The 21,763-nt window shown below is 57.3% G+C and carries 17 protein-coding genes and 1 tRNA gene; 11 read left to right on the plus strand and 7 right to left on the minus strand.

Features of this window, described 5'->3' with window-relative positions; genetic code table 11:
- The first annotated feature begins 274 nt into the window (after nt 1-274).
- The 8 genes from PCAR_RS13895 (at nt 275) to PCAR_RS13930 (ending at nt 8,528) form a co-directional block, all read left to right on the plus strand.
- Complete coding sequence (locus PCAR_RS13895) at nt 275-1,534, plus strand: c-type cytochrome (protein ID WP_011342323.1); 1,260 nt, start codon at nt 275-277, stop codon at nt 1,532-1,534.
- 7 nt (nt 1,535-1,541) lie between these two features.
- Nucleotides 1,542-2,087 (plus strand): cytochrome c3 family protein, encoded by a 546-nt coding sequence (locus PCAR_RS13900; protein ID WP_011342324.1) that lies wholly within the window; start codon nt 1,542-1,544, stop codon nt 2,085-2,087.
- 12 nt (nt 2,088-2,099) lie between these two features.
- On the plus strand, nt 2,100-4,862 hold the full coding sequence (locus PCAR_RS13905; protein WP_011342325.1) for a molybdopterin-dependent oxidoreductase: 2,763 nt from the start codon (nt 2,100-2,102) through the stop codon (nt 4,860-4,862).
- Between the two features lie 34 nt (nt 4,863-4,896).
- On the plus strand, nt 4,897-6,189 hold the full coding sequence (gene nrfD / locus PCAR_RS13910; RefSeq protein WP_011342326.1) for an NrfD/PsrC family molybdoenzyme membrane anchor subunit: 1,293 nt from the start codon (nt 4,897-4,899) through the stop codon (nt 6,187-6,189).
- 1 nt (nt 6,190) lies between these two features.
- Nucleotides 6,191-6,628: a quinol:electron acceptor oxidoreductase subunit ActD gene (locus PCAR_RS18035; RefSeq protein ID WP_011342327.1), complete on the plus strand. Its 438-nt coding sequence runs from the start codon at nt 6,191-6,193 to the stop codon at nt 6,626-6,628.
- The gene (locus PCAR_RS13920) at nt 6,625-7,665 is read left to right on the plus strand and encodes a hypothetical protein (RefSeq protein WP_011342328.1); all 1,041 of its coding nucleotides are present in this window, start codon (nt 6,625-6,627) and stop codon (nt 7,663-7,665) included. Before PCAR_RS18035 ends, PCAR_RS13920 begins: the two co-directional genes overlap by 4 nt.
- 64 nt (nt 7,666-7,729) lie before the next feature.
- A tRNA-Arg gene (locus PCAR_RS13925) sits at nt 7,730-7,806 on the plus strand.
- A gap of 197 nt (nt 7,807-8,003) precedes the next feature.
- A complete protein-coding gene (locus PCAR_RS13930) occupies nt 8,004-8,528 on the plus strand; it encodes a ferritin (RefSeq protein WP_011342329.1) in 525 nt (174 codons plus the stop codon).
- Nucleotides 8,529-8,598: 70 nt separating this feature from the next.
- Here PCAR_RS13930 and PCAR_RS13935 read toward each other — a convergent pair whose 3' ends face one another.
- Both PCAR_RS13935 and mrcB read right to left on the minus strand, forming a co-directional pair.
- Nucleotides 8,599-9,012, minus strand: coding sequence for a tetratricopeptide repeat protein (locus tag PCAR_RS13935; RefSeq protein ID WP_011342330.1), 414 nt, complete (start codon nt 9,010-9,012; stop codon nt 8,599-8,601).
- On the minus strand, nt 9,009-11,309 hold the full coding sequence (gene mrcB / locus PCAR_RS13940) for a penicillin-binding protein 1B (RefSeq protein WP_041531392.1): 2,301 nt from the start codon (nt 11,307-11,309) through the stop codon (nt 9,009-9,011). Before mrcB ends, PCAR_RS13935 begins: the two co-directional genes overlap by 4 nt.
- Before the next feature lie 603 nt (nt 11,310-11,912).
- On the opposite strand from mrcB, the gene PCAR_RS18040 reads away from it, so the two are divergent.
- The gene (locus PCAR_RS18040) at nt 11,913-15,098 is read left to right on the plus strand and encodes an EAL domain-containing protein (protein WP_011342333.1); all 3,186 of its coding nucleotides are present in this window, start codon (nt 11,913-11,915) and stop codon (nt 15,096-15,098) included.
- A gap of 4 nt (nt 15,099-15,102) precedes the next feature.
- On the opposite strand, the gene PCAR_RS13950 is transcribed toward PCAR_RS18040, so the two are convergent.
- Complete coding sequence (locus PCAR_RS13950) at nt 15,103-15,351, minus strand: DUF6868 family protein (protein ID WP_011342334.1); 249 nt, start codon at nt 15,349-15,351, stop codon at nt 15,103-15,105.
- 381 nt (nt 15,352-15,732) lie between these two features.
- On the opposite strand from PCAR_RS13950, the gene PCAR_RS13955 reads away from it, so the two are divergent.
- The gene (locus PCAR_RS13955; RefSeq protein WP_011342335.1) at nt 15,733-17,406 is read left to right on the plus strand and encodes a Na/Pi cotransporter family protein; all 1,674 of its coding nucleotides are present in this window, start codon (nt 15,733-15,735) and stop codon (nt 17,404-17,406) included.
- 196 nt (nt 17,407-17,602) lie between these two features.
- Here the strand turns inward: PCAR_RS13955 and PCAR_RS18910 are convergent, their stop codons facing one another.
- Nucleotides 17,603-17,758 (minus strand): hypothetical protein, encoded by a 156-nt coding sequence (locus PCAR_RS18910; RefSeq protein ID WP_011342336.1) that lies wholly within the window; start codon nt 17,756-17,758, stop codon nt 17,603-17,605.
- A gap of 405 nt (nt 17,759-18,163) precedes the next feature.
- On the minus strand, nt 18,164-18,643 hold the full coding sequence (locus tag PCAR_RS13960) for a GreA/GreB family elongation factor (RefSeq protein ID WP_011342337.1): 480 nt from the start codon (nt 18,641-18,643) through the stop codon (nt 18,164-18,166).
- A 330-nt stretch (nt 18,644-18,973) separates the two neighbouring features.
- Here PCAR_RS13960 and PCAR_RS13965 point away from each other — a divergent pair, with 330 nt between their 5' ends.
- Nucleotides 18,974-19,642 (plus strand): Crp/Fnr family transcriptional regulator, encoded by a 669-nt coding sequence (locus PCAR_RS13965; protein ID WP_011342338.1) that lies wholly within the window; start codon nt 18,974-18,976, stop codon nt 19,640-19,642.
- A gap of 31 nt (nt 19,643-19,673) precedes the next feature.
- On the opposite strand, the gene PCAR_RS13970 is transcribed toward PCAR_RS13965, so the two are convergent.
- Both PCAR_RS13970 and PCAR_RS13975 read right to left on the minus strand, forming a co-directional pair.
- The gene (locus tag PCAR_RS13970; RefSeq protein ID WP_011342339.1) at nt 19,674-20,387 is read right to left on the minus strand and encodes a glutamine amidotransferase; all 714 of its coding nucleotides are present in this window, start codon (nt 20,385-20,387) and stop codon (nt 19,674-19,676) included.
- A gap of 223 nt (nt 20,388-20,610) precedes the next feature.
- Nucleotides 20,611-21,762: an alpha/beta hydrolase family protein gene (locus PCAR_RS13975; RefSeq protein WP_011342340.1), complete on the minus strand. Its 1,152-nt coding sequence runs from the start codon at nt 21,760-21,762 to the stop codon at nt 20,611-20,613.
- Nucleotide 21,763 lies beyond the last annotated feature (1 nt).

The following is a 21,763-nucleotide window of genomic DNA, read 5'->3' on the forward strand; positions in this document are numbered from 1 at the left end:
TACCTGGACATGTAGATTTACCGGCGCCAGTCCTCTGCCCAACGGACGATGGGCAGACAAAGAGCCCCCGGTCCCGAATCAAAATTACCGTCATTGTACTGCACTGCATTGCCGCCACACATCCTGTAAGGAGAAATTATTTACCCCCCGGTATCGACTTGGCCATTTGCAATCCAGGGGGAATATGTTTGAATTTTCATGAACCGTCAGACTCGTCAGTCCCGGTTGCCGTGTGCACATTGTGTGCATGCCTCACAACGCTTGCGAGTAGACTATGTTGCCAGAAATACAAACCCATCTTTTGCAGCTCAAATGGCTCCTGATTCTGCTGATCGCACTGGTGTGCCCGCTGCTGGCCCTGATGCTGGGCGGCACCACTGTCTCCCTCGCCAGTGCGGGTCTGAATCGAAGAGCCGGCCTCAAAAAGCCGCCGGCCTGGGTCAACGCCCTGCTTAAACGAGCAAATCCTTCTGCGGAGCACGACACCCTCGTTGTCCTGACGGTGATCGCCAGCCTGCTCCTGGTAAAAATAATCTATCGGCCACACCTTTTTTCCAATGCGGCCTGGGCCGGGCTGATCATTGCCCTTACCATGGGCCTGGGGTTGATGGTCGCCTGCCGCTACAAACTGGTCAGCCACCGTCCGCCGAACCGGACAGTCCTGGCGGCCGGCATGCTAGGCGTCCTGCTGGTTACGGCTTGCTGTTTGGTACTGTCCTGCACCGAAAGCCTGCTGTTAACCCCCGAATACTGGCCTTTTTTACCCCGTTTACCCTATTTGTTTTTGTCCTGGCATGGATTGGTACGCTTCGTTGAGTTCCTGCTGCTGACCGGCGCGATTACCGGCAACGCCCTGCTCTTTTCGAGGGCCACTCCCCCTCCCGCACCGGACCCCATCAACCCTGCGGACCACATCGCCAAACGTATCGGGTTCGGCCTGATTCTGGGCTCTCTGCTTTTGTGGCCACTGGCCCTTTGCCTCGATATGACCATCATCCCTTCTCTGGCGCTCAGCCGTTTGCTTTCGGGCCTATCCATATTATCGGTTGCGCTTGCCGGTTTGGCCGCCGTGCTGCTGGTAACCATTCGATGCCGTTCATTCTACGCCCCGCGATTTTTTTTCGTTATCGTCGTCCTTTTGTTCTGGTGCTGGGCCTTCATGGGACATACGGCCAGGGAGCGGATCCTCGTACCGGTGGCTGTCGCAGGGCTGGCCATCGCACCTTCAGCAGCAACAACCCAACCCCAACCGGCCACCCCGGTCAAGCCCATGGCCCCGGCGGTAACGGACATTTCCGGCCAGCGCCTCTTCGAGCAAAAATGCAGCGTCTGCCATCGCTTTGACCAGCGTGTCGTGGGCCCGCCGCTGAATAGCGTTATTCCGGATTACCGCAAAACGCCCGATGCGTTGGCCGCGTTTCTGCTGCAACCCGTGAAACGCAATCCCGACTATCCGGCCATGCCCAATCTCGGGCTGACAACCGCCCAGGCACAAGCCCTCGCCGACTATCTGTTCCGGTACGCATCTCCATGAGGCTGCGATGAGCGACACGGTTCCCAAAAATTCCAGGCCATGGCTCAAGAGACTGTTTAGCCTGGCATTGCTATGCTATTTCATCTTGTTCGCACTGTTGATCGCAGCAGCGGGGCTTTGGAGGGGAGCTTTTGCCGGCCCCCGACAGCAACCTGTCGCATTTCCCCACACGGTTCACGCCGGCAAGCTTGGTCTGGCCTGTGATTTCTGCCACGACGGAGTAAAACAGGGGAGCAACGCCGGGGCACCGGCCCTGTCGCTATGCCTTTCCTGCCATCGTTCCATCGCAACCGAGCGCCCCGAAATCAAAAAACTGCTGGACTATGAACGCCGCAAGGAAGCCATTCGCTGGGAGCGGTTGCACAACCTGCCGCCGTTTATTCACTTCACACATCAGCGCCATATTCAGGCCGATCTACCCTGCACCACCTGCCACGGCGCTGTTGAACAGATGTCCGAAGTGCGCCGGGTGCGCTCGTTGAAAATGGGATGGTGCGTATCCTGCCATCGTTCCAGGGGAGTTTCACGCGACTGCGCAACCTGCCATAGATAGGATGGATCGAACATGGATCGAAGGAAATTCCTACAGATCATGGGCCTGGTATCAGGCGCCACCCTGCTGTCATCCTGCGGCTCGGACCGCAACCAGAAAGAGTTGATTTCCTATCTGGTGCCGCCCGAAGATGGCGTGCGCCCCGGAACCTCCGCCTGGCGCGTCTCCACCTGCAGCGAATGTCCGGCCCATTGCGGCATCATGATACGCCTGCGGGAAAAACGTGCCGTCAAACTCGAGGGTCTCCCCGATCATCCCATCAACCGCGGCGCACTGTGCATGCGGGGACAGGCAGCCTTATGGCGGCTGTATCATCCCGAGCGCCTGCGCACGCCGCTGCTACGCAAAGGAAACGATTATCAGGCCGTTAGCTGGGAGGTCGCCCTGGAGCACATAGTCCAGGCCATGTCGGACCGGCAGCGGAGCCATATGCTGCTGAGCGGTGCGACGACCGGTAGCCTGGCCGCCTTGCAGGAACAGTTTGTCGCCGCCTGTAAGGTCACGCGCCTGCCGGAATTCGAACTCTTCAGTCACGCCGCCCTGCGCCAGGCCTATCAACTATTGTATGGGCGTTCCACCCTGCCGTATTTTCGCATCGAGGATGCGGACCTGCTGCTCAGCGTCGGCGCGGACCTGCTGGAAACCTTCAGCAGCCCGGCGGGTTATGCGCAAAAGTTATCCGAAGCGCGACGCGACCATGACCTGCACTGGTGCCACATCGAACCTCATCTGTCCCTCACAGGGGCCAACGCCGATCAACGCCTGAGCATCAAACCCGCCGGCGAACCGGCCCTGTTGCTGTGGTTGCTGCAGACCCTGGTCGACAACCGGCATATGCCTGCGGCAATCCGCGCGGCCCTGCCAAAAATATCCCTGAGCCAAGCGGGCCACGCCACAGGCCTGCCGCCCTCCAGGCTGACCCGGCTTGCCGAATCGCTGAAAAAAGCCCGCAGGCCCCTGCTTATTGTCGGCGGCATCGCCACCGGCCACCAGGCTGGTCAGCAGACGGCCCTGTTCGGTTGCCTGCTGCAACGGTTGCTGGCTGAACCCTGGCGGGGCATCGACTTCGCGCGAGCGGATAAACCAGACCGAACCGGCGATCTGCGCGACCTGCAGACCTTGAACCAGGCCCTGCAACGGGACGAAGTCGGCATGCTGTTAATCAGCCGGGCCGATCCCCTGCGCCATGCGCCACCCGATTGGCAACTGGCCGACAACCTGCGTCGTGCAAGATTGAGCGTGGCGATGGCCGATATGCACGATGCCACCACCCGCGCCGTCGATCTGATCCTGCCGTTGACCCACAGTTTTGAACGCTGGGATGATGCCGAGCCGCGCAACGGCGTGTACAGCCTCATCCAACCGGGCATGACGCCCCTCTACGATACGCGCACCGAAGGCGATATCCTGTTGCAATTGCAGCGCCGCCTGACCGGTCAAAGCGCCACCGACAGCTACGAGTCTTTTTTGCAGCAACGCTGGCGCGAGCAGTTCTCAACCGCCGAACTGCGCAGTTTTTTGCGACAGGGCTTCGTAACCACAGACACCTCACGTACCTCCACCCCTTTGCGCATCGAGCGCACCGTCGCCGCTCTGCGAAACAGCACCTTGCCCGAGACGCTGCCGACTCCGGCGCTCGTCATCACGGGCTCCATCCGCAGCTTCGACGGCCGCAGCGCCGCGTTGTCCCTGCTTAACGAAATACCCGATCCTCTCACCACCGTCACCCACGGCACATGGGTCGCCCTGTCGCCCCGCTGTGCACAAAAGTACGGCGTTGCCGATGGCGACCAGCTGCGCCTGACACACGGCGATTTTCACCTGACGCTTCCGGCCCGACTGCAGCAGGGATTGCCGGACGACGTGTTCAGCCTGCCCGTCGATTGCCTGCCGGCCGGTTTACCGGATTTTGATCCGGCCACCGGCGAGGCCCTGCGGACCATCGGCCCGGTAAAGGCTCGGCGGGTCGGCAAAAAAATCCCCCTGCCGATTCTAAGCGGATCTCCTTCCCAGCAAGGGCGCGGCATCATCCCCAGGCCGATCCATCACGACAAAGGTCATCACGCCGAACACCGTTCCCTCTACCCGGAACCGGCCTACCGCGAATACCGCTGGGCGATGGCCATCGATCTGCGACAATGCATCGGATGCGGAGCCTGTGTCGCCTCCTGCTATGTGGAAAACAGCGTACCGGTGGTCGGCCGCAAGGATCATCTCAAAGGGCGGGAGATGTCATGGTTGCGCGTCGAGCCATTTTACAGCGACCAGGGACAGATCTCCTTTATCCCCATGCTCTGCCAGCACTGCGACTATGCGCCCTGCGAGCCCGTATGTCCGGTATATGCGTCCTATCACAACCCCGAAGGACTCAACGTGCAGGTTTACAATCGCTGCGTCGGCACCCGCTACTGCAGCAACAACTGCCCCTACAAGGTGCGACGCTTCAACTGGTGGGAGCATATATGGGCTCCGCCCCTGGAAAAAATGCACAACCCCGATCTGGCGCCACGCACCAGGGGCATGATGGAAAAATGCACTTTTTGCATCCAGCGCATCCGAGCCGCCCACGAAATTGCCGGCAAGGAAAACCGCCGCATCCGCGACGGCGAGGTGACCCCGGCCTGCGCCCAGAGCTGCCCGACCGCCGCCATCACCTTCGGCAACCGCCTCGACCCCGGATCCGCCGTGGCCCGCATGATCGAAAGCCCCCGCGCCTATCAGGTATTCGAGGGGCTCGGCACCAAGCCCGCGGTCTATTATTTGCGTCCCGATTAAGTGCGCTTCAAAAAGCTACAGGGAAACGGTCTTTATGAACAACAACGTACCCATGCCACAGGTTGAAACCGATGTACTTGCCGCCATGCGCCGCCCCCGTCTTGCGTGGCTCGGCAGTCTGGCGCTTGCGGGCCTGCTGTTTGCCGGCGGACTGGCCTTATGGGCTTACCAGATCAGATACGGCATGGGCGTGGCCGGCATCACCCACCCTGTCGGCTGGGGCGTCTACATTACCGACTTCGTATTCTGGGTCGGCATCGCCCACAGCGGCACCCTGATCTCGGCAGTGCTGTACATTTTTCGGGCGCGCTTCCGCACCAGCTTCAACCGCGCCGCCGAAGCCATGACCATTTTCGCCCTGATGGTGGCGGGCCTGTTCCCCCTCATTCACCTGGGCCGGGTCTGGGTTTTCTACTACCTCTTTCCCTATCCCAACCAACGCCAGCTCTGGATCAACTTCCGTTCGCCGCTGGTCTGGGACGTATTTGCGGTCTCCACCTATTTCCTGGTGAGCCTGGTGTTTTTCTATGTCGGACTGATGCCCGACCTGGCCATCGTCGCCCGCCATCGTAGCGGCTGGATCGGGCGTGCCTACCGTGCCCTGTCTCTGGGATGGACCGGCAGTTTGAGACAATGGCGGCATTACGCCCGTCTGTACATGTTCCTGGCTGCCTTCGCCACGCCGCTGGTGGCTTCGGTGCATTCCATCGTATCCTGGGATTTCGCCGTCAGCATCATACCCGGCTGGCACACCACGATTTTCGCCCCTTATTTTGTCGCGGGGGCCATTTTATCCGGCACCGCCATGGTCCTGACCCTGGTCATCCCCATGCGCCGCATGCTTCACCTGGAAAAACATATCCCCGTCGACCATATCGAAGCCATCGCCAAGATCCTCCTGCTGACCTCGCTGATCGTCGGATTTTCCTATGTGATCGAGCACGGCATGGCCTTCTACGGCACCAATCTGTTTGAGATGGAACAGTTCCGGTTCCGGGCATTGGGGCATTACCGCCTGCTGTTCTGGATCATGATCATCTGCAACGCCCTGCTGCCCCTGCTGTTGTTCGTAGGTCGCCTGCGCCGCAACCTCGTGTTTCTGTTTGTGCTGAGCCTGCTGGTCAACGTCGGCATGTGGCTGGAACGCTTCGTCATTGTGGTGTGTTCCCTGGCCCGCGACTTCGACCCTTACAACTGGGGCAACTACCTGCCTTCGCCGGTGGAGATCGGTATTACCCTGGGCAGTTTCGGGTTGTTTTTTGCGGCTTTTCTGGTTTTCGTCAAGACCCTCCCGGTGCTTTCCATCACCGAACTGAAGGAGCGTTGACATGCCACGGCAACTGTTCTTCGATACACCGGAAGCTTTTCTGCAGGAACTGCGTGCTCAATTGGCGTCCGGCGTACCGCGCCGGTGTCTGCAGGTCCACCTGCCCTACCACCTGCATGAAGTCGAGGAGCTGCTCATCGGCCGCCCGAGTCGGCTGCGCTATTTCGCGCTGACCGGTGGGCTGGCAGGCTTCGGCGGCGGATTTTTGCTGGCGTTGCTGACCTCCATCGACTGGCCCGTCATTACCGGCGGCAAGCCTATCGTCTCGGTACCGCCGTTTCTGCTCGTCGGCTACCTGATGACCATTCTGATCGGATCGCTGTCCTGCTTCGCCGGATTTTTATGGCTGGCGCGCCTGCCGAGTCCCGAAATTCTGCTGGCCGGGCAGCCGTTTGAATCACGATTTGTGCTTTCCATCCAAGATGAGGATGCGACATGACTTCCATGGTGCTCAACAAAGCCGGCATCTATGCCCTGCTGATCATTGCGGCCCTGCTCATCGGTCTGACCGAGTTTGGACTGTCGGGCGAACCCGGTGCGCTGTTGCTGACCCTGCTGTTCTGGTCCAGCGTTGCCCAGGGCTGCATCGCTCTGGTCGCCGTCTGCGAACTGGTACGAGCCCGCTGGATCGCCGCCCTGCGTCAGGAACTGTTGTCCCTCTACCCGCTGCTTCTGCTGTTGCCGCTGCTTTTTTTATTTTTCTGGCCGCAACTCGACCTTTATCCCTGGACCGAGCATCCCACACTGTGGCTGAACAAGCCTTTCTTCATGACTCGCAATCTGGCGCTGCTACTGGCCGTGTTTTTCTCCGGCCGCGATCTGGCTCGCCGTTCCCTTGCACGCCAGCCGGCAGGCGCGTCAGCCGTCATTTACCTGCTGTTGTTTGTTGTCAGCCAGTCACTGGCCGCCTTTGACTGGCTCATGTCGCTGATCTGGCCATGGATCAGCACCCTGCTGGGCTTTTATTTTTTTACCGAATCCCTGTATGCCGCAGCGGCCGTCAGCGGGATATTGATGTTGCTCTACCACAAACGCAAAAACCGGGAAAACAACCTCTGCGCATCAAAAAATCTGCGTGATGTAAGTCTGTTGCTGTTCGGCTTCAGCGTGTTGTGGTGCGGCTTGTATTTCGCTCAGTTCCTGCTGTTATGGTACGGTAATCTCCCCGAGGAAGCCGGCTATATCCTCGACCTCATAGCCGCCAGCCCGGGCCGTGAATTAGCCTGGTTGTTCCCTCTGGGTTTGTTTCTGGCTCCCTTTATCCTGCTGCTGGCCGCTGCCGTCAAACAAAACCGCTACATGGTCGCCGCGGTCGCCGCGACCATGCTGGCAGGCTTGTATATTGAACGGCTGTGGCTGGTTCTACCGACCATTCCGCTGCATGGCGGCGCCCTGCTGTTCTACAATCTGCTGGTAATCGCCGCCATGCTGGTAATGCTGCACAGCAGCACCCATATCTCCCCTGACACCGAATGAAACGCATGAGACTACAATTTGCCATTGCAATTTTTCCAGGGATGCGTTATACAGTTGAGTCCGCGCGCGATTAGCTCAGCTGGATAGAGCGCTGCCCTCCGGAGGCAGAGGCCGCAGGTTCGAATCCTGCATCGCGCGCCATAAAAAAATCAAAGGGTTACGCCATCGGCGTAACCCTTTTTTATTGTCCGGCATTCCGCTTCATTTATATCTTACTTTCCATCTCGACACTCCCTTCAAAGGACCTATCTGGACATCCAGCCGCCTATATCGGATAATTATAGAAGTTTTCCGTTCTAAACATCTTTCCCAGAAGCGCCAACATAGAGGAGATGCCCATGTTAAGCGAAAAACTGCTGGATGCCCTGAACGAACAGATGAAAAACGAATTTTATTCGGCTTATCTGTACAAGGCCATGGCAGCCTATTTCGAGGCCGAGGACCTGCCGGGCTTTGCGCACTGGATGAAACTGCAGGCCCTGGAAGAATTGTGTCATGGGGAAAAATTTTTCAACTATATCTGCGAGGCCGGCGGTCGTGCCGTATTGCGCGCCATCGATGCGCCGCAGGCCGATTACGACTCCCCGCTGGCAGTGGTTGACTTCTCCCTCAAACACGAGCAATTTGTCAGCGAGCGCATCAACCAGCTCATGAGCCTGGCCAAGCAGGAAGGCAACCACGCCACCGAAATCTTTTTACAATGGTTTGTGACCGAACAGGTCGAAGAAGAAGCCAGCTTCGGACTGGTATTGAAAAAACTGCAAAGACTGGCCGGAGACGGTCGCGGGCTTATGATGCTGGATCAGGAGATGGGACAACGCACCTTCGCACCGCCCGCCGGCATGAATATTACCGGGGTATGATAACAATAGACTCTGAGCTGTAAGCGAAAGGCCCGTGCGGAAGGTTTGCACGGGCCTTTTGATTTCCGAATTACTCTGCATTGGAGAAGGCAGCCCGCGCACCCTGCAGATCTCCGAGCCGGGTACGGGCCTCGCCGATAATCCGCCAGTTCTGCGCCCGCAGGGCCGCATCACCGGCCGCGAGGGTATTCGACTTGGCCGCGAGGTTTTCCGCCTGGCGGTATTGTCCCTGGGCCAGCCTCACGCGGGCCAGTTCCTGCCAGAGCAACGGATTTCGCGCTTCGATGCGCAAGGCGCGCTCCAGAAGGACGCTGGCCTCGGGCAACCGCCCCCCCGCACTCTGAACCCGGGCCTTGTTAAGCAAAGCCGCGACAGCCGTGTTGGAAGACGGCGCAGCGGATGGCGGTTCCTGCTGCAGACCGGTACAGCCCGCGAACAGCAGCATAACAGCCAGACATGCCCACAGAAAAACGATCTTGGTCATTGAAAGATCCTTTTGAACCAGTTCTTGATGGAATTTTCCACCGAGCGGGGGCCGCACGGTGCGCTTTCGGTGGGCGCCGACCCCACAATAAAAGGCAATTCAACGGCATCGGGGCATCCGCCATCGCTGAGCAGCCCCGATGGCGGATCGATCCACACATGTTCAACATTCTCCGGCCGGGATAGCAGCAGGGGTTCCGGATTCAAGGCCAGCATAAGGTCTGCCCAGATGCCCATGGCCCCGCTGGCGCCGGTAAGTCCCGTCGATTCATTATCGTCCCGTCCGACCCAGACCACCCCGAGACGATCCCCGGTAAAACCGGCGAACCAGCTGTCGCGATAATCATCGGTGGTGCCGGTTTTACCGGCAACATCCAGCGTGGGCGACAGACGGTTATACAATCCCTGAGCCGTGCCCTCATGCGCCACCGCCTGCAGGGCCGTAGTCAGCAAATAGTTCGATCCCGGCTCGATAACCTGTTCCACATTGAGGGGATAGCGCTGCAGGGGCTCGCCCTCCGCCGTCAGCACTTCGCGAATGGCATGCAGCGGGGTGCGAAAACCGCCACTGGCCATGCACTGGTAAACCTGGGCAATCTCCAGGGGAGAAAGGTCGTTGGCCCCGAGCAGACTGGAGGCAAAAGCGGTCATCTCCCGCTCCACGCCCAAGCGTCTCAGATTATCCATGACCGAGTCCACCCCCAGAGTCAGGCCGAGCCTGGCCGTCGATACGTTATAGGAATGCATCAGCGCCGCCCGCAGCGGCACCTTACCGTGAAAACGCTTGTCGTAATTCTGCGGTCGCCACGGCTCTGTTCCCGCTTGTTTAAGAACCAGGGGACTGTCGTCCAGCAGGGTTGCCAGGGTATATTGCGACGGGCGCTGTAAGGCGGTAAGAAAAACCACCGGCTTGATCAGCGAACCGATGGGACGCCGTGCATCGAGAACCCGGTTGAATCCTTCGAAGCGCGGGTCGCGTCCACCGACACAGGCCTGCACCTCGGCATTCTGAGTGGCGGTCACCACCACAGCCCCCTGCAAACTCCCGGCAGGCATCCGGCGAACGGTCTCCAGTCGCGTCAACCGTTCCTGCAGAGCCTTTTCCGCCACGCGCTGCACCCCGGGATCGAGAGTGGTAAAAATCTGCAAACCTTCCGAACGCAGATCTTCATCCCGGTAATCGCGCTGCAACTGACGATGCACCAATCCCAGGAATGCCGGATACGGAGATGTTCCGCGGGGCGGTCTGTCAACCACACCCAGAGGATCGGCTTTGGCCGCAGCGCATTGCTGTTCGGTAATGAAACCGGCTTCAACCATCTGGGACAACACCAGATTACGCCGCTCCAGGGCGCGTTTGGGGTGATGGCGCGGGCTGTAATAAGCCGGCCCCTTCAGCATGCCCACCAGCAGGGCCCCCTCGCTCAGACCAAGATGGGGCAACGGCTTATCGAAAAAATAGGAACTGGCCAGGCCGAAGCCATGAATGGCCCGGTTGCCGTCCTGCCCCAGATACACTTCATTGAGGTAAGTCTCGAGAATCTCCTCCTTGCTGTAATGCATCTCAAGCAGAACAGCCATAACCATTTCGGTCACTTTGCGACGAATCGTGCGCTCGGCGCTCAGATAAAAATTCTTCACCAATTGCTGCGTCAGGGTACTGCCGCCTTGTACACTTTTGCCGCTGACCGTCATGACCAGGGCCCGGGCAATACCGCGGGGGTCGATGCCATGGTGCCGATAAAAGCGGCGATCCTCCACGGCGATCAGCGCCTCGACCACCGATGGCGGGACCTCGTCCAGTTTGATCAGGACCCGGTCTTCGTTCTCCCCGGGGTAAATCCCTCCGATCAGGGCCGGATCCAGGCGCAGCAGATCCAGATCATTTGAAACGACGCGATCCTGCAACCCCACCACCTGGCCATCGGCAAAACGTACGGTGCAGCTTGTCGACTCCTGGGGGCCGTCGCCAAAAGTGAAAGCACGACTCACCAGATCAAGCCCCTGTCCGCGCCAGCGATAGGTGCCGGGCTCTTGTGCCGCGGCGGTCTGCCGGTACCCGAGCAGGGCAAGCTCGGCTGTAAGTTCCGATATGTTGAGTTCAAGCCCCGGATAAATTTCCAACGGCCGGGCATAAACCCTGGCCGGCAAGGCGAACCTTTTGCCCTCAAAACGTCCCCGCACGGCGAAGTCGAGGTAGACGGTATAAACGATGGCGGCAAACACCCCAACCAGGGCCATGCTCACAAAAAGCTTGATTTTGTTGATTTTGATTTTTTTAGTCTTGCGTTTGGCCATAATCCGCGCAGAGCTCCAAAAGAGTGAAACCAGCATGGTCCGATAAATAGTAAGATCCTCATAATAACCATAATGAAGCTTTTCAACAAGGTTAGCGACTCATACAAGGTATTTCCGTCCATGCATTCCGGTTCGAGAATCCCCCGTTTGCGTCAACGCCCCCATCCTCCATGGATAATTGCAAGAAATGCCCCATTATCGCATCCACGATTACAGACAGTCTTAAATACGGTTTGCGAACGGTTTTTGCATAAAACATACAGATCGGAAAATTCTTCGTGATTGTGTCAGACCTCCGGCGCACGGCATGGCAAGCGAATACTGTGCATGTCGATCCGTTGATGACATCCACAGAGAAAATTGCTATGCTCACCAACCTTAGAAATATCTGAAATACAAACTTTTTTCGTCATCAAAGGTGACAGCATGTGCAATCTTCCGGTTGTGGCCGCAGTGCCGAGGTCCCGTGTTTGACAGCTGCCGGCGTGACACCGTTTTGAACTTTTCACCTGACAAGAGCCTTTGCTCATGTACCGCCGGCGGTACATCCGGTTACATTCCTGCCGCCTTGCGGCAAGCCGGACACTGCGGAGACAACACCTGATGGACAATGTCTTTCTTGCCCTGATTCAAAACGCCGCCCTGCTGCTCGCCATGGCATTCATCTACGATATGATGACCAGCCGCTATCGCCTCAAGCACCGGCTGATCGTACAGATCTGCGTTGGCATATCCCTCGGCCTGCTCAGTATCATCCTCATGCTCTCTCCCTGGCAGTACATCCCAGGCATTGTTTTCGATACCCGCTCGGTGCTGTTGGGGATATCGGGGCTGTTTTTCGGGGCTGTCGCCACCAGCGTGGCCATGCTCATGGCCGCCGCCTTTCGCCTCTTCCAGGGCGGGGCCGCCGCCTGGATCGGGGTGGGCGTCATCTTTGCCTCGGGGATCGTGGGCATCTACTGGAAATACCGAAACCGAAAATCGGCCGAACAACTCACCTGGTGGCAGCTCTACGGTTTCGGCGTGCTCGTGCATCTCATCATGCTGGCCTTCATGTTGCTGCTGCCCTGGCAGACCGCGTTTCGCGTTTTGCATCATATCTCCCTGCCTGTCCTTCTTATCTACCCTCTGGCTACCGCCATGCTCGGTTCCCTGATGCTCAAACGTCAACGCCGAGACCAGATATCCAAAGCCCTGCAGACCAGCGAGGAACGGCTGCGGATGGCCCTCAAGGCGTCCAAGCAGGGCCTCTACGATCTCAACGTGCAATCCGGCAATATGATCGTCAATGCCGAATATGCCCTGATCCTCGGCTACGATCCCCAGAACTTTCGCGAGACCAACGGGGACTGGATAGCACGCATGCACCCCGAGGACCGGTCGGCGGTACTGGCGGTTTACCGCAATTATCTTGCCGGCAAAACAGAGGAATTCCGTGCCGAATTCCGCCAGCGGACGCGCTGCGGGCAATGGAAATGGGTGCTGTCCATGGGCAAGATCGTCGAGCGGGATACCCACGGGCAGCCGTTGCGCATGCTCGGAACCTTTTCCGATATCACCGAACGCCGCCAGTCCGAGGAACAGACCCGCAAAGCGGAAAGGGAAAAAGCCGACCTGCTCGAAGAAGCCCAGCAGGCTCGCCTGACTTTGCAACGTCTGTTCGAAGAACAAACCCTGGCCTCGGCGGAAATCGAGCGTACGTCACGTCTACTGGCAGAGGTTCTCAACGCGGCGTCCGAAGTATCCATTATTGCCACCGATCCGCGAGGAATCATTACCGTCTTCAATCGCGGGGCGGAAAAGATGCTGGGCTACTCAGCCGAAGAAATGGTCGGCAGAGAAACGCCCACGGTATTTCACCTGGCATCGGAACTGCAAACCCGCTATACGGAACTCGGCGCCGACCGCGGCACGCCTATCAAGGATTTTGCCGACTACATGGCCCACGCCACCACCGCTGACGCCGAACATCGCGAATGGACATATACAAGCAAACAGGGCGAACACATTTCGGTGTCTCTGGTCATTACCGCCATGCGCTCCCCCGCTCATGGAATTGTCGGCTACCTCGGCATCGCCCAGGACATCACGGAACGCAAGCGCCAGGAAAATACTTTGCGCAAACTCTCCCAGGTGGTGGAGCAAAGTCCGACGGCCGTCATACTGACCGACCCGCAGGGGAACATCGAATATGCCAACCCCAAATTCACCCAGATCACCGGCTATTCCCTGACGGAGGTCCATGGCAAAAACCCCCGCCTGCTCAAATCCGGTGAAACATCCGCCGAGGAATACCGCGATCTATGGACGACCATCACAGCGGGCAGGGAGTGGCATGGCGAATTTCATAACAAACGTAAAGACGGATCTCTTTTCTGGGAGCATGCCTCCATCTCCCCGGTGCGCAACGACGCGGGCGACATCAGCCATTTCCTGGCCATCAAAGAAGACATCACCGACCGCAAACGCTACGAGGAGCAACTGCAGCACCTGGCCACCCACGACAACCTGACCGGCCTGGCCAACAGAGCCTTGCTGCAGGATAGACTTGAGCAATCGATCCTGTTCGCCAAACGCTCGGGGCGATTGGTAGCCGCCCTGCTGCTCGATCTCGACCGCTTCAAAATCATCAACGACAGCCTTGGTCACAGTTTTGGCGACAGGCTGCTGCAGATTGCGGCGGACCGGTTGCGGGAATCCGTGCGTGGAGCCGATACCGTTGCGCGTCTGGGCGGGGACGAATTCGTTATTCTGCTGGCCGAGGTGGCCAATGAAGAGGACGTGGGCAAGGTGGCAAAAAAAATCCTCGACAGAATTACGGCACCGTTTCAGATTGCCGATCGCGAGATCACTGTCACGGCAAGTTTGGGCATCAGCATCTACCCGCAGGATGGCGAAGACGAGGAAACCCTGATCCGCAATGCCGATATCGCCATGTACCAGGCCAAGGAGGAAGGAAACGCCTTCCGCCTCTACGCGCCGGAGATGAATATCGTTGTTCATGAAGCCATGGAGATGGAAACGGACCTGCGCCGGGCCCTGGATCGTGGCGAGTTACTGTTGCATTATCAACCCAAGATCGACCTGGATAGCGGTAAAATCACCGGAGCGGAAGCTCTGGTGCGATGGCAACACCCGGTACGCGGCATGATTGCGCCCGGGATGTTCATCCCCCTGGCGGAAGAAACCGGCCTTATCCTGCCGATCGGAGAGTGGGTTCTGGAAAACATCTGTTTACAGATAAAAAGCTGGCAAACCCAGGGATTCCCCCTCGTCCCCATCGCTGCGAACCTGTCGGCGCGCCAGTTCCGTAACGATGAGCTGATCGCCACCATACAGCGGATTCTGCAGGACACCGGCCTTCCTCCGCATCTGCTCGAACTGGAATTGACCGAGAGCATGATCATGCGCAACGTTCAGACCGCGGCGGAAACCATGCAGGAATTAAACGCCCTCGGCGTCAGTCTGGCCCTGGATGATTTCGGTACCGGATATTCATCCCTGAATTACCTGCGGCGGTTTCCCGTTGACTGTCTCAAGATCGATCGCTCTTTTATCAGCGATGTCGCGGACGATCCCAGTGCAGCGGCCGTTGCCACCAGCATCATCGCCATCGCCCACAGCCTGGGCCTGCAGGCCGTGGCGGAAGGTGTGGAAACCGAAGAACAACTCGAATTTTTGCGCCAATGCGCCTGCGACAGCTATCAGGGATATCTTTACAGCGCCCCCCTCGCCGTCGAGGAATTTACGGCCATGCTGCGCCAGGAGTCTACGCGCACCGCCCCCTGATGCCTCACGCTCCGGCCAGAATCTCCAACGCCAGATAGGGAACAAGATTGAACACGATGAAGAAGATCTTGAACACACCGATAAATGCGTAGAGCACTACGTTGAAGGATTCGCGCGGCAGGGAAAACAACCTGCCGTGCAAGCGGTAAATCCAATCGCCGGCAAACGCGCACATCAAAGCCGAGAAGATCAGGAGAATACCGTTAATAATGGTACACCACATGAAAAACTCCCGAACGATGGATACTGTCATGGTCGACCTCCCCGTTGATAAAGCGGATACGTGCCCCTACCTGTTCAGTATAGCCTAGAAGGCTGTCGGACTATCCATGATCCTTCCCCACGCCTCACCGCGCAGAACCTTTACCTGTCCGAAAAACCGCCGGACATGGCCATTTCCTGCACATTACCTTCTGCAAATCAGGCTGCGCCCCGGGCAAACCTGCGGCAAAAATGTATACAACCTCGGACACCAAACTTTACTTTGAAAACAAAGACGGTTTTGTTAATATCGATTGGTTTGTCTGTTCGAATCGGTATGTCTTATACGCCGAATCGCCTCAGCCTGGAATAAAGCCTGGCGGAAACGGGCCTTGGTACCGTTGTGAAAACAGCCGCAGAAGGAGACTGAGTTTTGCTATTCGTCCAAATCCTTATCGAAACCATTGGCGGCCTGGGACTGTTTGTCCTGGGCATGAAAACCATGACCGAGGGGCTGCAGATGGCGGCAGGGCCCCGTATCAAAAAAATCCTTTGTGCCCTGTCGGCCAATCGCGTTATCGGTTGCGCAACGGGAGCCCTGGTTACGGCCATGGTGCAATCGTCTTCGGCAACCACGGTTATGCTCATCGGCTTTGTCAGTGCCGGCCTGCTTTCGCTGCATCAGGCGGTGGGTGTGATACTGGGGGCCAACATCGGCACCACCATGACCTCGCAGCTGATCGCCTTTAAACTGTCGAGTCTATCCCTCCCTGCCATCGCCATTGGCGTGTGCATGAAGTTTTTCGCCAAACAGAAAAAGTATAAATATGCCGGAGAAGTCATCCTGGGTTTCGGTCTGCTCTTCTTAGGCATGGAAACCATGAAACACGGCCTGAAACCCTTGCGTACCGACCCGACTTTTCTGTCCTTCTTCACCCGCTTCGACCCCAGCACCATGGGCGGCCTGCTGCTCTGCGTTCTGACCGGCGCGTTATTAACCATGGCCGTCCAGTCTTCCTCGGCAACGGTAGGCCTTACCATGACCATGGCGACGCAGGGCCTGCTGACCTTTCCGGCGGCGATTGCGCTGGTTCTGGGAGAAAACATCGGCACCACCATTACCGCCGAGCTGGCCACCATTGGCACCACCAACATCGAAGCGCATCGGGCGGCGCGCGCCCACACCATGTTCAACGTCATCGGGGTCACGATCATGGTGCTTATTTTCCCCCATTTCGTCACCTTTATAGAAAAGATCACCATGATGTCGGGGGTACCCGCTCCGGACACCCTGGTCAACAGCGAATTCGTCTATGTGCCTCGTTACCTTGCCAACGGCCATACGCTGTTCAATATTACCAACGCTCTGGTCTTTTTGCTGTTCCTGCCGGCACTGGTCAAGGTGGCGATCAGACTGTCACCGGCAAAAAAGGAATCGCTGGATGCCGAGCCGGTTCCCGAGTTCAATGATTTCTACGACGAATCCCCCATCGCCGCCCTGACCCAGGTACGCAGCGAAATTCTGAAGATGGCCAAGAAAGCCCGCCAAACCCTGAACAATGTCATTCCGGCCATCAAACACCGCGACCCCGACATGATGACGGGATGGAAAGCCCAGGAGAAGTGGCTCGATCAGGCCCGCAAGGAAATCACCCACTACCTGATGAAGATCTACCAACTGGAGATCAATGAGGAATCGGCCAAGGAAATCCACAGTTTCTTCCGCATGGCCAACAATTTCGAAAAAATCGGTGATGCCGTGGAGCACCTGGCGCATTTGTCGGAAAAACTCTTCGAAAACAAACTGCTTTTTTCCGATGAATCGGTTAAGGATCTGGAAGAAATGTCCAAACGCGTACTGGCGTTTCTCGACCTGATCATCGAACAACTGCAGGCCCCCGACGACACCTTCATGCAAACGGCCTCCAGACACGAAACCGGCATCAATCTGCAATTCAACAAAATGCGCATGGAAAAGATCCAGCGCTTGCAGGAGCGCAACTGCTCCATCGAACCGGGACTATGGTACATCGATATCATGGCCTATCTCGAACGCATCGGTGGTTATTGCTTCAATATAGCCCAGGCCATTGCCGGCCAGAAATAAGACGGCGGCATTTCCGGTACCATACGGGGACCCCGCCCCTCAGAAACCACTCCCTTTTATCGAAATCACTCTATAGAACGTATGCGAGCCGCCAAATCCATGAGATTTGGCGGCTCGTTTGTTTATCCGTATTTCTTTTAACGCCCCAACTTTATTTTCAAAAATTATATGTCATGCATAAAAATAGAAAAGATAACTACCCTAAATGGAGGTTGGCGCTACGAGCGCGGTTGGAAATGATGGTCGAGTCGATGACCTCGCCGCAACAGATACATTTCCAGGCCTCAAAAGCGCGAACATAGTCATAAAACTTTTCCGTATACATCTTGGCTTTACACTTGGGACATTTCATTGTTTAGTCCTCCATGGTTGTCATGATAATCATCGAAAGCGATGGTTTTTAATCACTTGTTGCCATGGATACTTTCACCATACATGCCAAAAGACGATGCGGACCAAGAAAAAGAACGGATTTATTTTTTCTTTTAAAATCGGACACTTAGACAGCACCTCAGGTTTTTTGAGAAGGAAGGAGGGAAAAGGGCCTTTTTCGAGAACGCCATTTTATTGACGCACATTCAAGGTAAAATCCGACGAATGGTGCGAAGCGAAGATCCGCTTTATATCGTTACCGGCCAGATGATTATAAAGGTGTTTTATTTTTCAAGCATTTAAGGGCTCACATGGCATGCCCACAGGAGGCCGCCGTAAATTTGGCGCCCTCCCGGACGGGCGCGTCATTAAAATGGCGAAACCGTTAAGCGATGGAGACAATCTCATATTCCCGACCGACATCGCCGGCAATCTCGACCAGATCGCCGCACTGTTTGCCGAGTAATGCTTTTCCGAGGGGGGACGCAGGCGTGATAACCATGACCTCCCGCTTGCCGAACGACAGACGCAGACCACCCGCCGCCGGGCCGAGAAAAAGCCATCTTCGTTGCCCCTCTTCATCCTCCAACTGCACCAGGGCCGTCTGGCGAATCGGCGAATTTTCGGAAAACCGCTGCAAGGTCAATTGCCGAAATGCCTGCAAAGCGTGACGTATTTCCTGGGCGCGGTTGGCATACCCCTGGGCGAGATAGGAGGCTTCCAGTCCCAGGGTGGCATATTTGTTATCGGGGATATTCTCTTCATGAGTGGCGGTGGCATGCGCAGTCTTCGCAGCCTGTAACTGCGCGGCATAGTCGTCTTCCAAACGGGAAATAATCCGCGTGAGAAGGGCATCTTTGTCCATGATCAACTCATAGGTTAGGGAGGTTTTCAGATAAACCGAAGCTACCGGACAGCCCCAGCGATCTTCCGGTAAAGGCATGCGCCGCACAAGTCCTGATCTTTACAGGAGATGAACCAGCCCGCTAGAAACGGCGCGGCCGATCTCGCACGATCCGCCGATCCCCTTAATGCCGGAGAAGCGGCTGATACTTTTTGGCCAACATGCATGCCGAGTTTCCAGATGCACCCTAACCCAGTTGCGCATCCTGTCAATGGAAAACTGCCTCTTGGAGAACAATCTAATCTCGGGTATCTTTATATTTCGATCTTTCGGGAAGAATGGAGCTCTGCCATGGAACGACAAAAAGCCATCAATCAATTTCTGGTCCGTTTTTTCGGGTCCAGTGAACCGGACCTGTATGAACTCATCGACGGAATCAGCGTATTCCAAAAACGGCGACGTAAGGAAGTGTTGTTTCTGGAGGGGGAAGAGGGGCATGCCGTGCACTTTTTACTGCACGGACGCGTCAAACTCTACCGTGCCAATGAGGAAGGCAAAGAAGCGGTCATCCGGTTTGTGCAGCCGGGCGAGTTTTTTGCGGAAATCCTGCTCGATCTGCAAAACCGCTACCCGGTTAACGCCATGACGCTGGAGGATTGCTCGCTGTTGCTCATCGATGTCCACAAACTGTTCGGTCGCCTGCAACAGGCGCCGGACCTGGCCATGCATCTGGTGGGCACCCTGTCCCAACGTCTGATTTTTATGCTCAAGCGTGTGGAACAACTGGCGATCGTCGATATTCGGGAACGTTTTATGGGCTACCTCAGAGCCCTGGATGAAAAACACCGTACCGGCGTAGTGCAACTTCCGGCTCCCAAGCGCGAAATCGCTCTGCTGCTCGGGACCACTCCGGAAACTTTTTCCCGCTTGCTGAAGAAACTCTCGGAAGAAGAGGTCATCCGGGTCAGCGGAAAATCGATTCAACTGCTGGCAGGGTTCCATCGCAAAACGGGTAATTAAGCGCTCTCCCGGGTTTAGCCGAGAACCGGTTCTATGCTCCGGTCAACCGGGCAAAGCGGGCCAGCAGGCCTGCACTGATCGGGGTTTCCTGCACGCCCGCGAGCAGCGTCCCGATATCAAACCCATCATCCAGCAAGGCCCCGGCATCCTGGGCGATGTAGGAACGCATGATGCGGGCATCGAATTCGGGGTGAAATTGCACCCCCCAGGCGTATTCGCGATAGGCAACGGCATGGTGCGGCTCAAAATCGTTACCGGCCAGCACTTTGGCGCCGGGCGGCAACTGCGTAACGCTCTGGGCATGAAAAACCTGGGCCCCAAAGGTACTGGCAACCCCCGCAAACAAGGGATCGTTGCCGGCCCCTGTTTGCAGTTGCACCCCCACCGTGCCGATTTCCCTGCCGCGCGGATGATATCCGACTTCGCCGCCCAGAGCCCGGGCCAGCAACTGATGTCCAAAGCAGACACCCAACACCGGAACCGAGGCCTCCACCACCTCCACAAGCCAGTCGGCAAGCCGTTCCATCCAGGAGCAGGCATCCGTGACCATGGCATGGGAACCGCTGATGACGACCCCCTGCAGCGACTGCGGCGCAGGAAGGGCCGCATCGGTAAATGCCGGAATCACCTGCAGCCTGTCGCAATCCACCTTCAGGCCGGCAGCCATCCAATCGGAAAAATCCCCGAGTTGAGCTGCCATTGGGGGAAAGGTCCGCCCTGCTTCAATAATTGCAATATGCCCCATATCCTGACTCCTGGTTGGATGGTTTCGACGGAAATCTGCCCATTCGATCTGCAAGAAACAAACCCGCAAAACCCATCGCCCTTAAATACCTTAAACCCCGTCCCGCAGCCGAACAATCGGATACAGCGCTCCTTCAAAAAGCGGCCAATGGTTTCTAAGATGCTGAGAAGACAGGCAGACTGCCGTGAATTTGATCAATCGGCGCAAAGACGGGAAAAAACTGTCACATGGGAAAATCGCCGTCTCGGGCTGCGAGCAAATCGCGCAAAGCCCGCAACAACCGCCAGCGATCCGGGAGACCGGGAGCCACATCGACATGCATCAAACCATGAACCAGATAAAGACGACTTCGACGGCCGGACACCGCACCGGCCAGGGCAATGCTCTCCGGAAAGGGAATCATCGCATCTTCGTAGCCATGGATCAGGATAAGCGGTGCGCGCAGTCCCGCCAGATTCTGCTCGGCAAGATTGAGAGCCGACAATTCATCTTTGATGGATCCCGGCAGATTCTTCAACAACGCCGGCACCAGCTGCGGATCGCGGTTAGCGACAAAACGCCACAGAGCCGCCCCCTCACCGCCCAGTTGCGCAACAAGATCCTGGGTTGCCGCCTCGGGGTTGCGCTGCAGACGCCGCGCCAGGGCTGTCAGCAGACGACGGTCCCCGGCATCATGAAGACGATCGATATTACCAACGACAAACGCCCATTTGCCGTAATTGTCCGGCGGGAGAGAATACTGCCGGCCTTCGTGGGAATAATAGCCCGTGGTAAAATAGCTCAAAACGCGATGCAGATCGTAATATCCGCCCACGGCAAACACGAAGCCGACCCGGTCCCGAATGCTTTCGTTCAAGGCCGCAAGCACTGCCGGTCCTGCGGCATAACTGAAGGCCGCCAATCCCGCTCGCCCGGAAGGTGCCAACTCTTTCCGGCTGGACAGCCACGCAACGGCATCGGTCACCTCCGCAACGTCGGCGCTTGAAACCCGTAGTTGTCGCAGACCGGCCAGCTCCGGCACCAGCACCGCAAATCGGGCACGGGCCAGTGCCTGCGCAAAAGCGACCAGGCGCGGGTCCTCACCGCCCTTTTCCGCCACCCCCGGCAGCAACACCACCGCAACCCGAACCCGACCAGGCCACCGGTAAAGATCCGCTCTGCGATTGCGTCCCTGCACCTGATAAGCGACCTGTTGCCTTTGGACGCCGGATCGGCTTTCCCCAAGCTCCCGGGGAGAAGCGCCATCCGCGATATCCGTCAGCAAAAAACCGGCTTCAACATACCGCCAGAGACATCGCCACCGGACACTCATAAGCAAACCAGCCGCTAGAATAATCGACAATACGATCAAAAGAACCGGTCGGTTGTTTACCATA

Source organism: Syntrophotalea carbinolica DSM 2380 (assembly GCF_000012885.1).
GTDB lineage: Bacteria > Desulfobacterota > Desulfuromonadia > Desulfuromonadales > Syntrophotaleaceae > Syntrophotalea > Syntrophotalea carbinolica.

What these genes read in the sequence shown, in the direction of transcription:
- PCAR_RS13895 (WP_011342323.1), top strand. Translation starts at nt 275, where the DNA reads ATGTTGCCAGAAATACAAACCCATCTTTTGCAGCTCAAATGGCTCCTG.
- PCAR_RS13930 (WP_011342329.1), top strand. Translation starts at nt 8,004, where the DNA reads ATGTTAAGCGAAAAACTGCTGGATGCCCTGAACGAACAGATGAAAAAC.
- mrcB (WP_041531392.1), bottom strand. Translation starts at nt 11,309, where the DNA reads ATGGCCAAACGCAAGACTAAAAAAATCAAAATCAACAAAATCAAGCTT.
- nrfD (WP_011342326.1), top strand. Translation starts at nt 4,897, where the DNA reads ATGAACAACAACGTACCCATGCCACAGGTTGAAACCGATGTACTTGCC.
- PCAR_RS13970 (WP_011342339.1), bottom strand. Translation starts at nt 20,387, where the DNA reads ATGGGGCATATTGCAATTATTGAAGCAGGGCGGACCTTTCCCCCAATG.
- PCAR_RS18035 (WP_011342327.1), top strand. Translation starts at nt 6,191, where the DNA reads ATGCCACGGCAACTGTTCTTCGATACACCGGAAGCTTTTCTGCAGGAA.
- PCAR_RS13900 (WP_011342324.1), top strand. Translation starts at nt 1,542, where the DNA reads ATGAGCGACACGGTTCCCAAAAATTCCAGGCCATGGCTCAAGAGACTG.
- PCAR_RS13960 (WP_011342337.1), bottom strand. Translation starts at nt 18,643, where the DNA reads ATGGACAAAGATGCCCTTCTCACGCGGATTATTTCCCGTTTGGAAGAC.
- PCAR_RS13950 (WP_011342334.1), bottom strand. Translation starts at nt 15,351, where the DNA reads ATGACAGTATCCATCGTTCGGGAGTTTTTCATGTGGTGTACCATTATT.
- PCAR_RS13965 (WP_011342338.1), top strand. Translation starts at nt 18,974, where the DNA reads ATGGAACGACAAAAAGCCATCAATCAATTTCTGGTCCGTTTTTTCGGG.
- PCAR_RS18910 (WP_011342336.1), bottom strand. Translation starts at nt 17,758, where the DNA reads ATGAAATGTCCCAAGTGTAAAGCCAAGATGTATACGGAAAAGTTTTAT.
- PCAR_RS13905 (WP_011342325.1), top strand. Translation starts at nt 2,100, where the DNA reads ATGGATCGAAGGAAATTCCTACAGATCATGGGCCTGGTATCAGGCGCC.
- PCAR_RS13935 (WP_011342330.1), bottom strand. Translation starts at nt 9,012, where the DNA reads ATGACCAAGATCGTTTTTCTGTGGGCATGTCTGGCTGTTATGCTGCTG.
- PCAR_RS13975 (WP_011342340.1), bottom strand. Translation starts at nt 21,762, where the DNA reads ATGGTAAACAACCGACCGGTTCTTTTGATCGTATTGTCGATTATTCTA.
- PCAR_RS13920 (WP_011342328.1), top strand. Translation starts at nt 6,625, where the DNA reads ATGACTTCCATGGTGCTCAACAAAGCCGGCATCTATGCCCTGCTGATC.
- PCAR_RS18040 (WP_011342333.1), top strand. Translation starts at nt 11,913, where the DNA reads ATGGACAATGTCTTTCTTGCCCTGATTCAAAACGCCGCCCTGCTGCTC.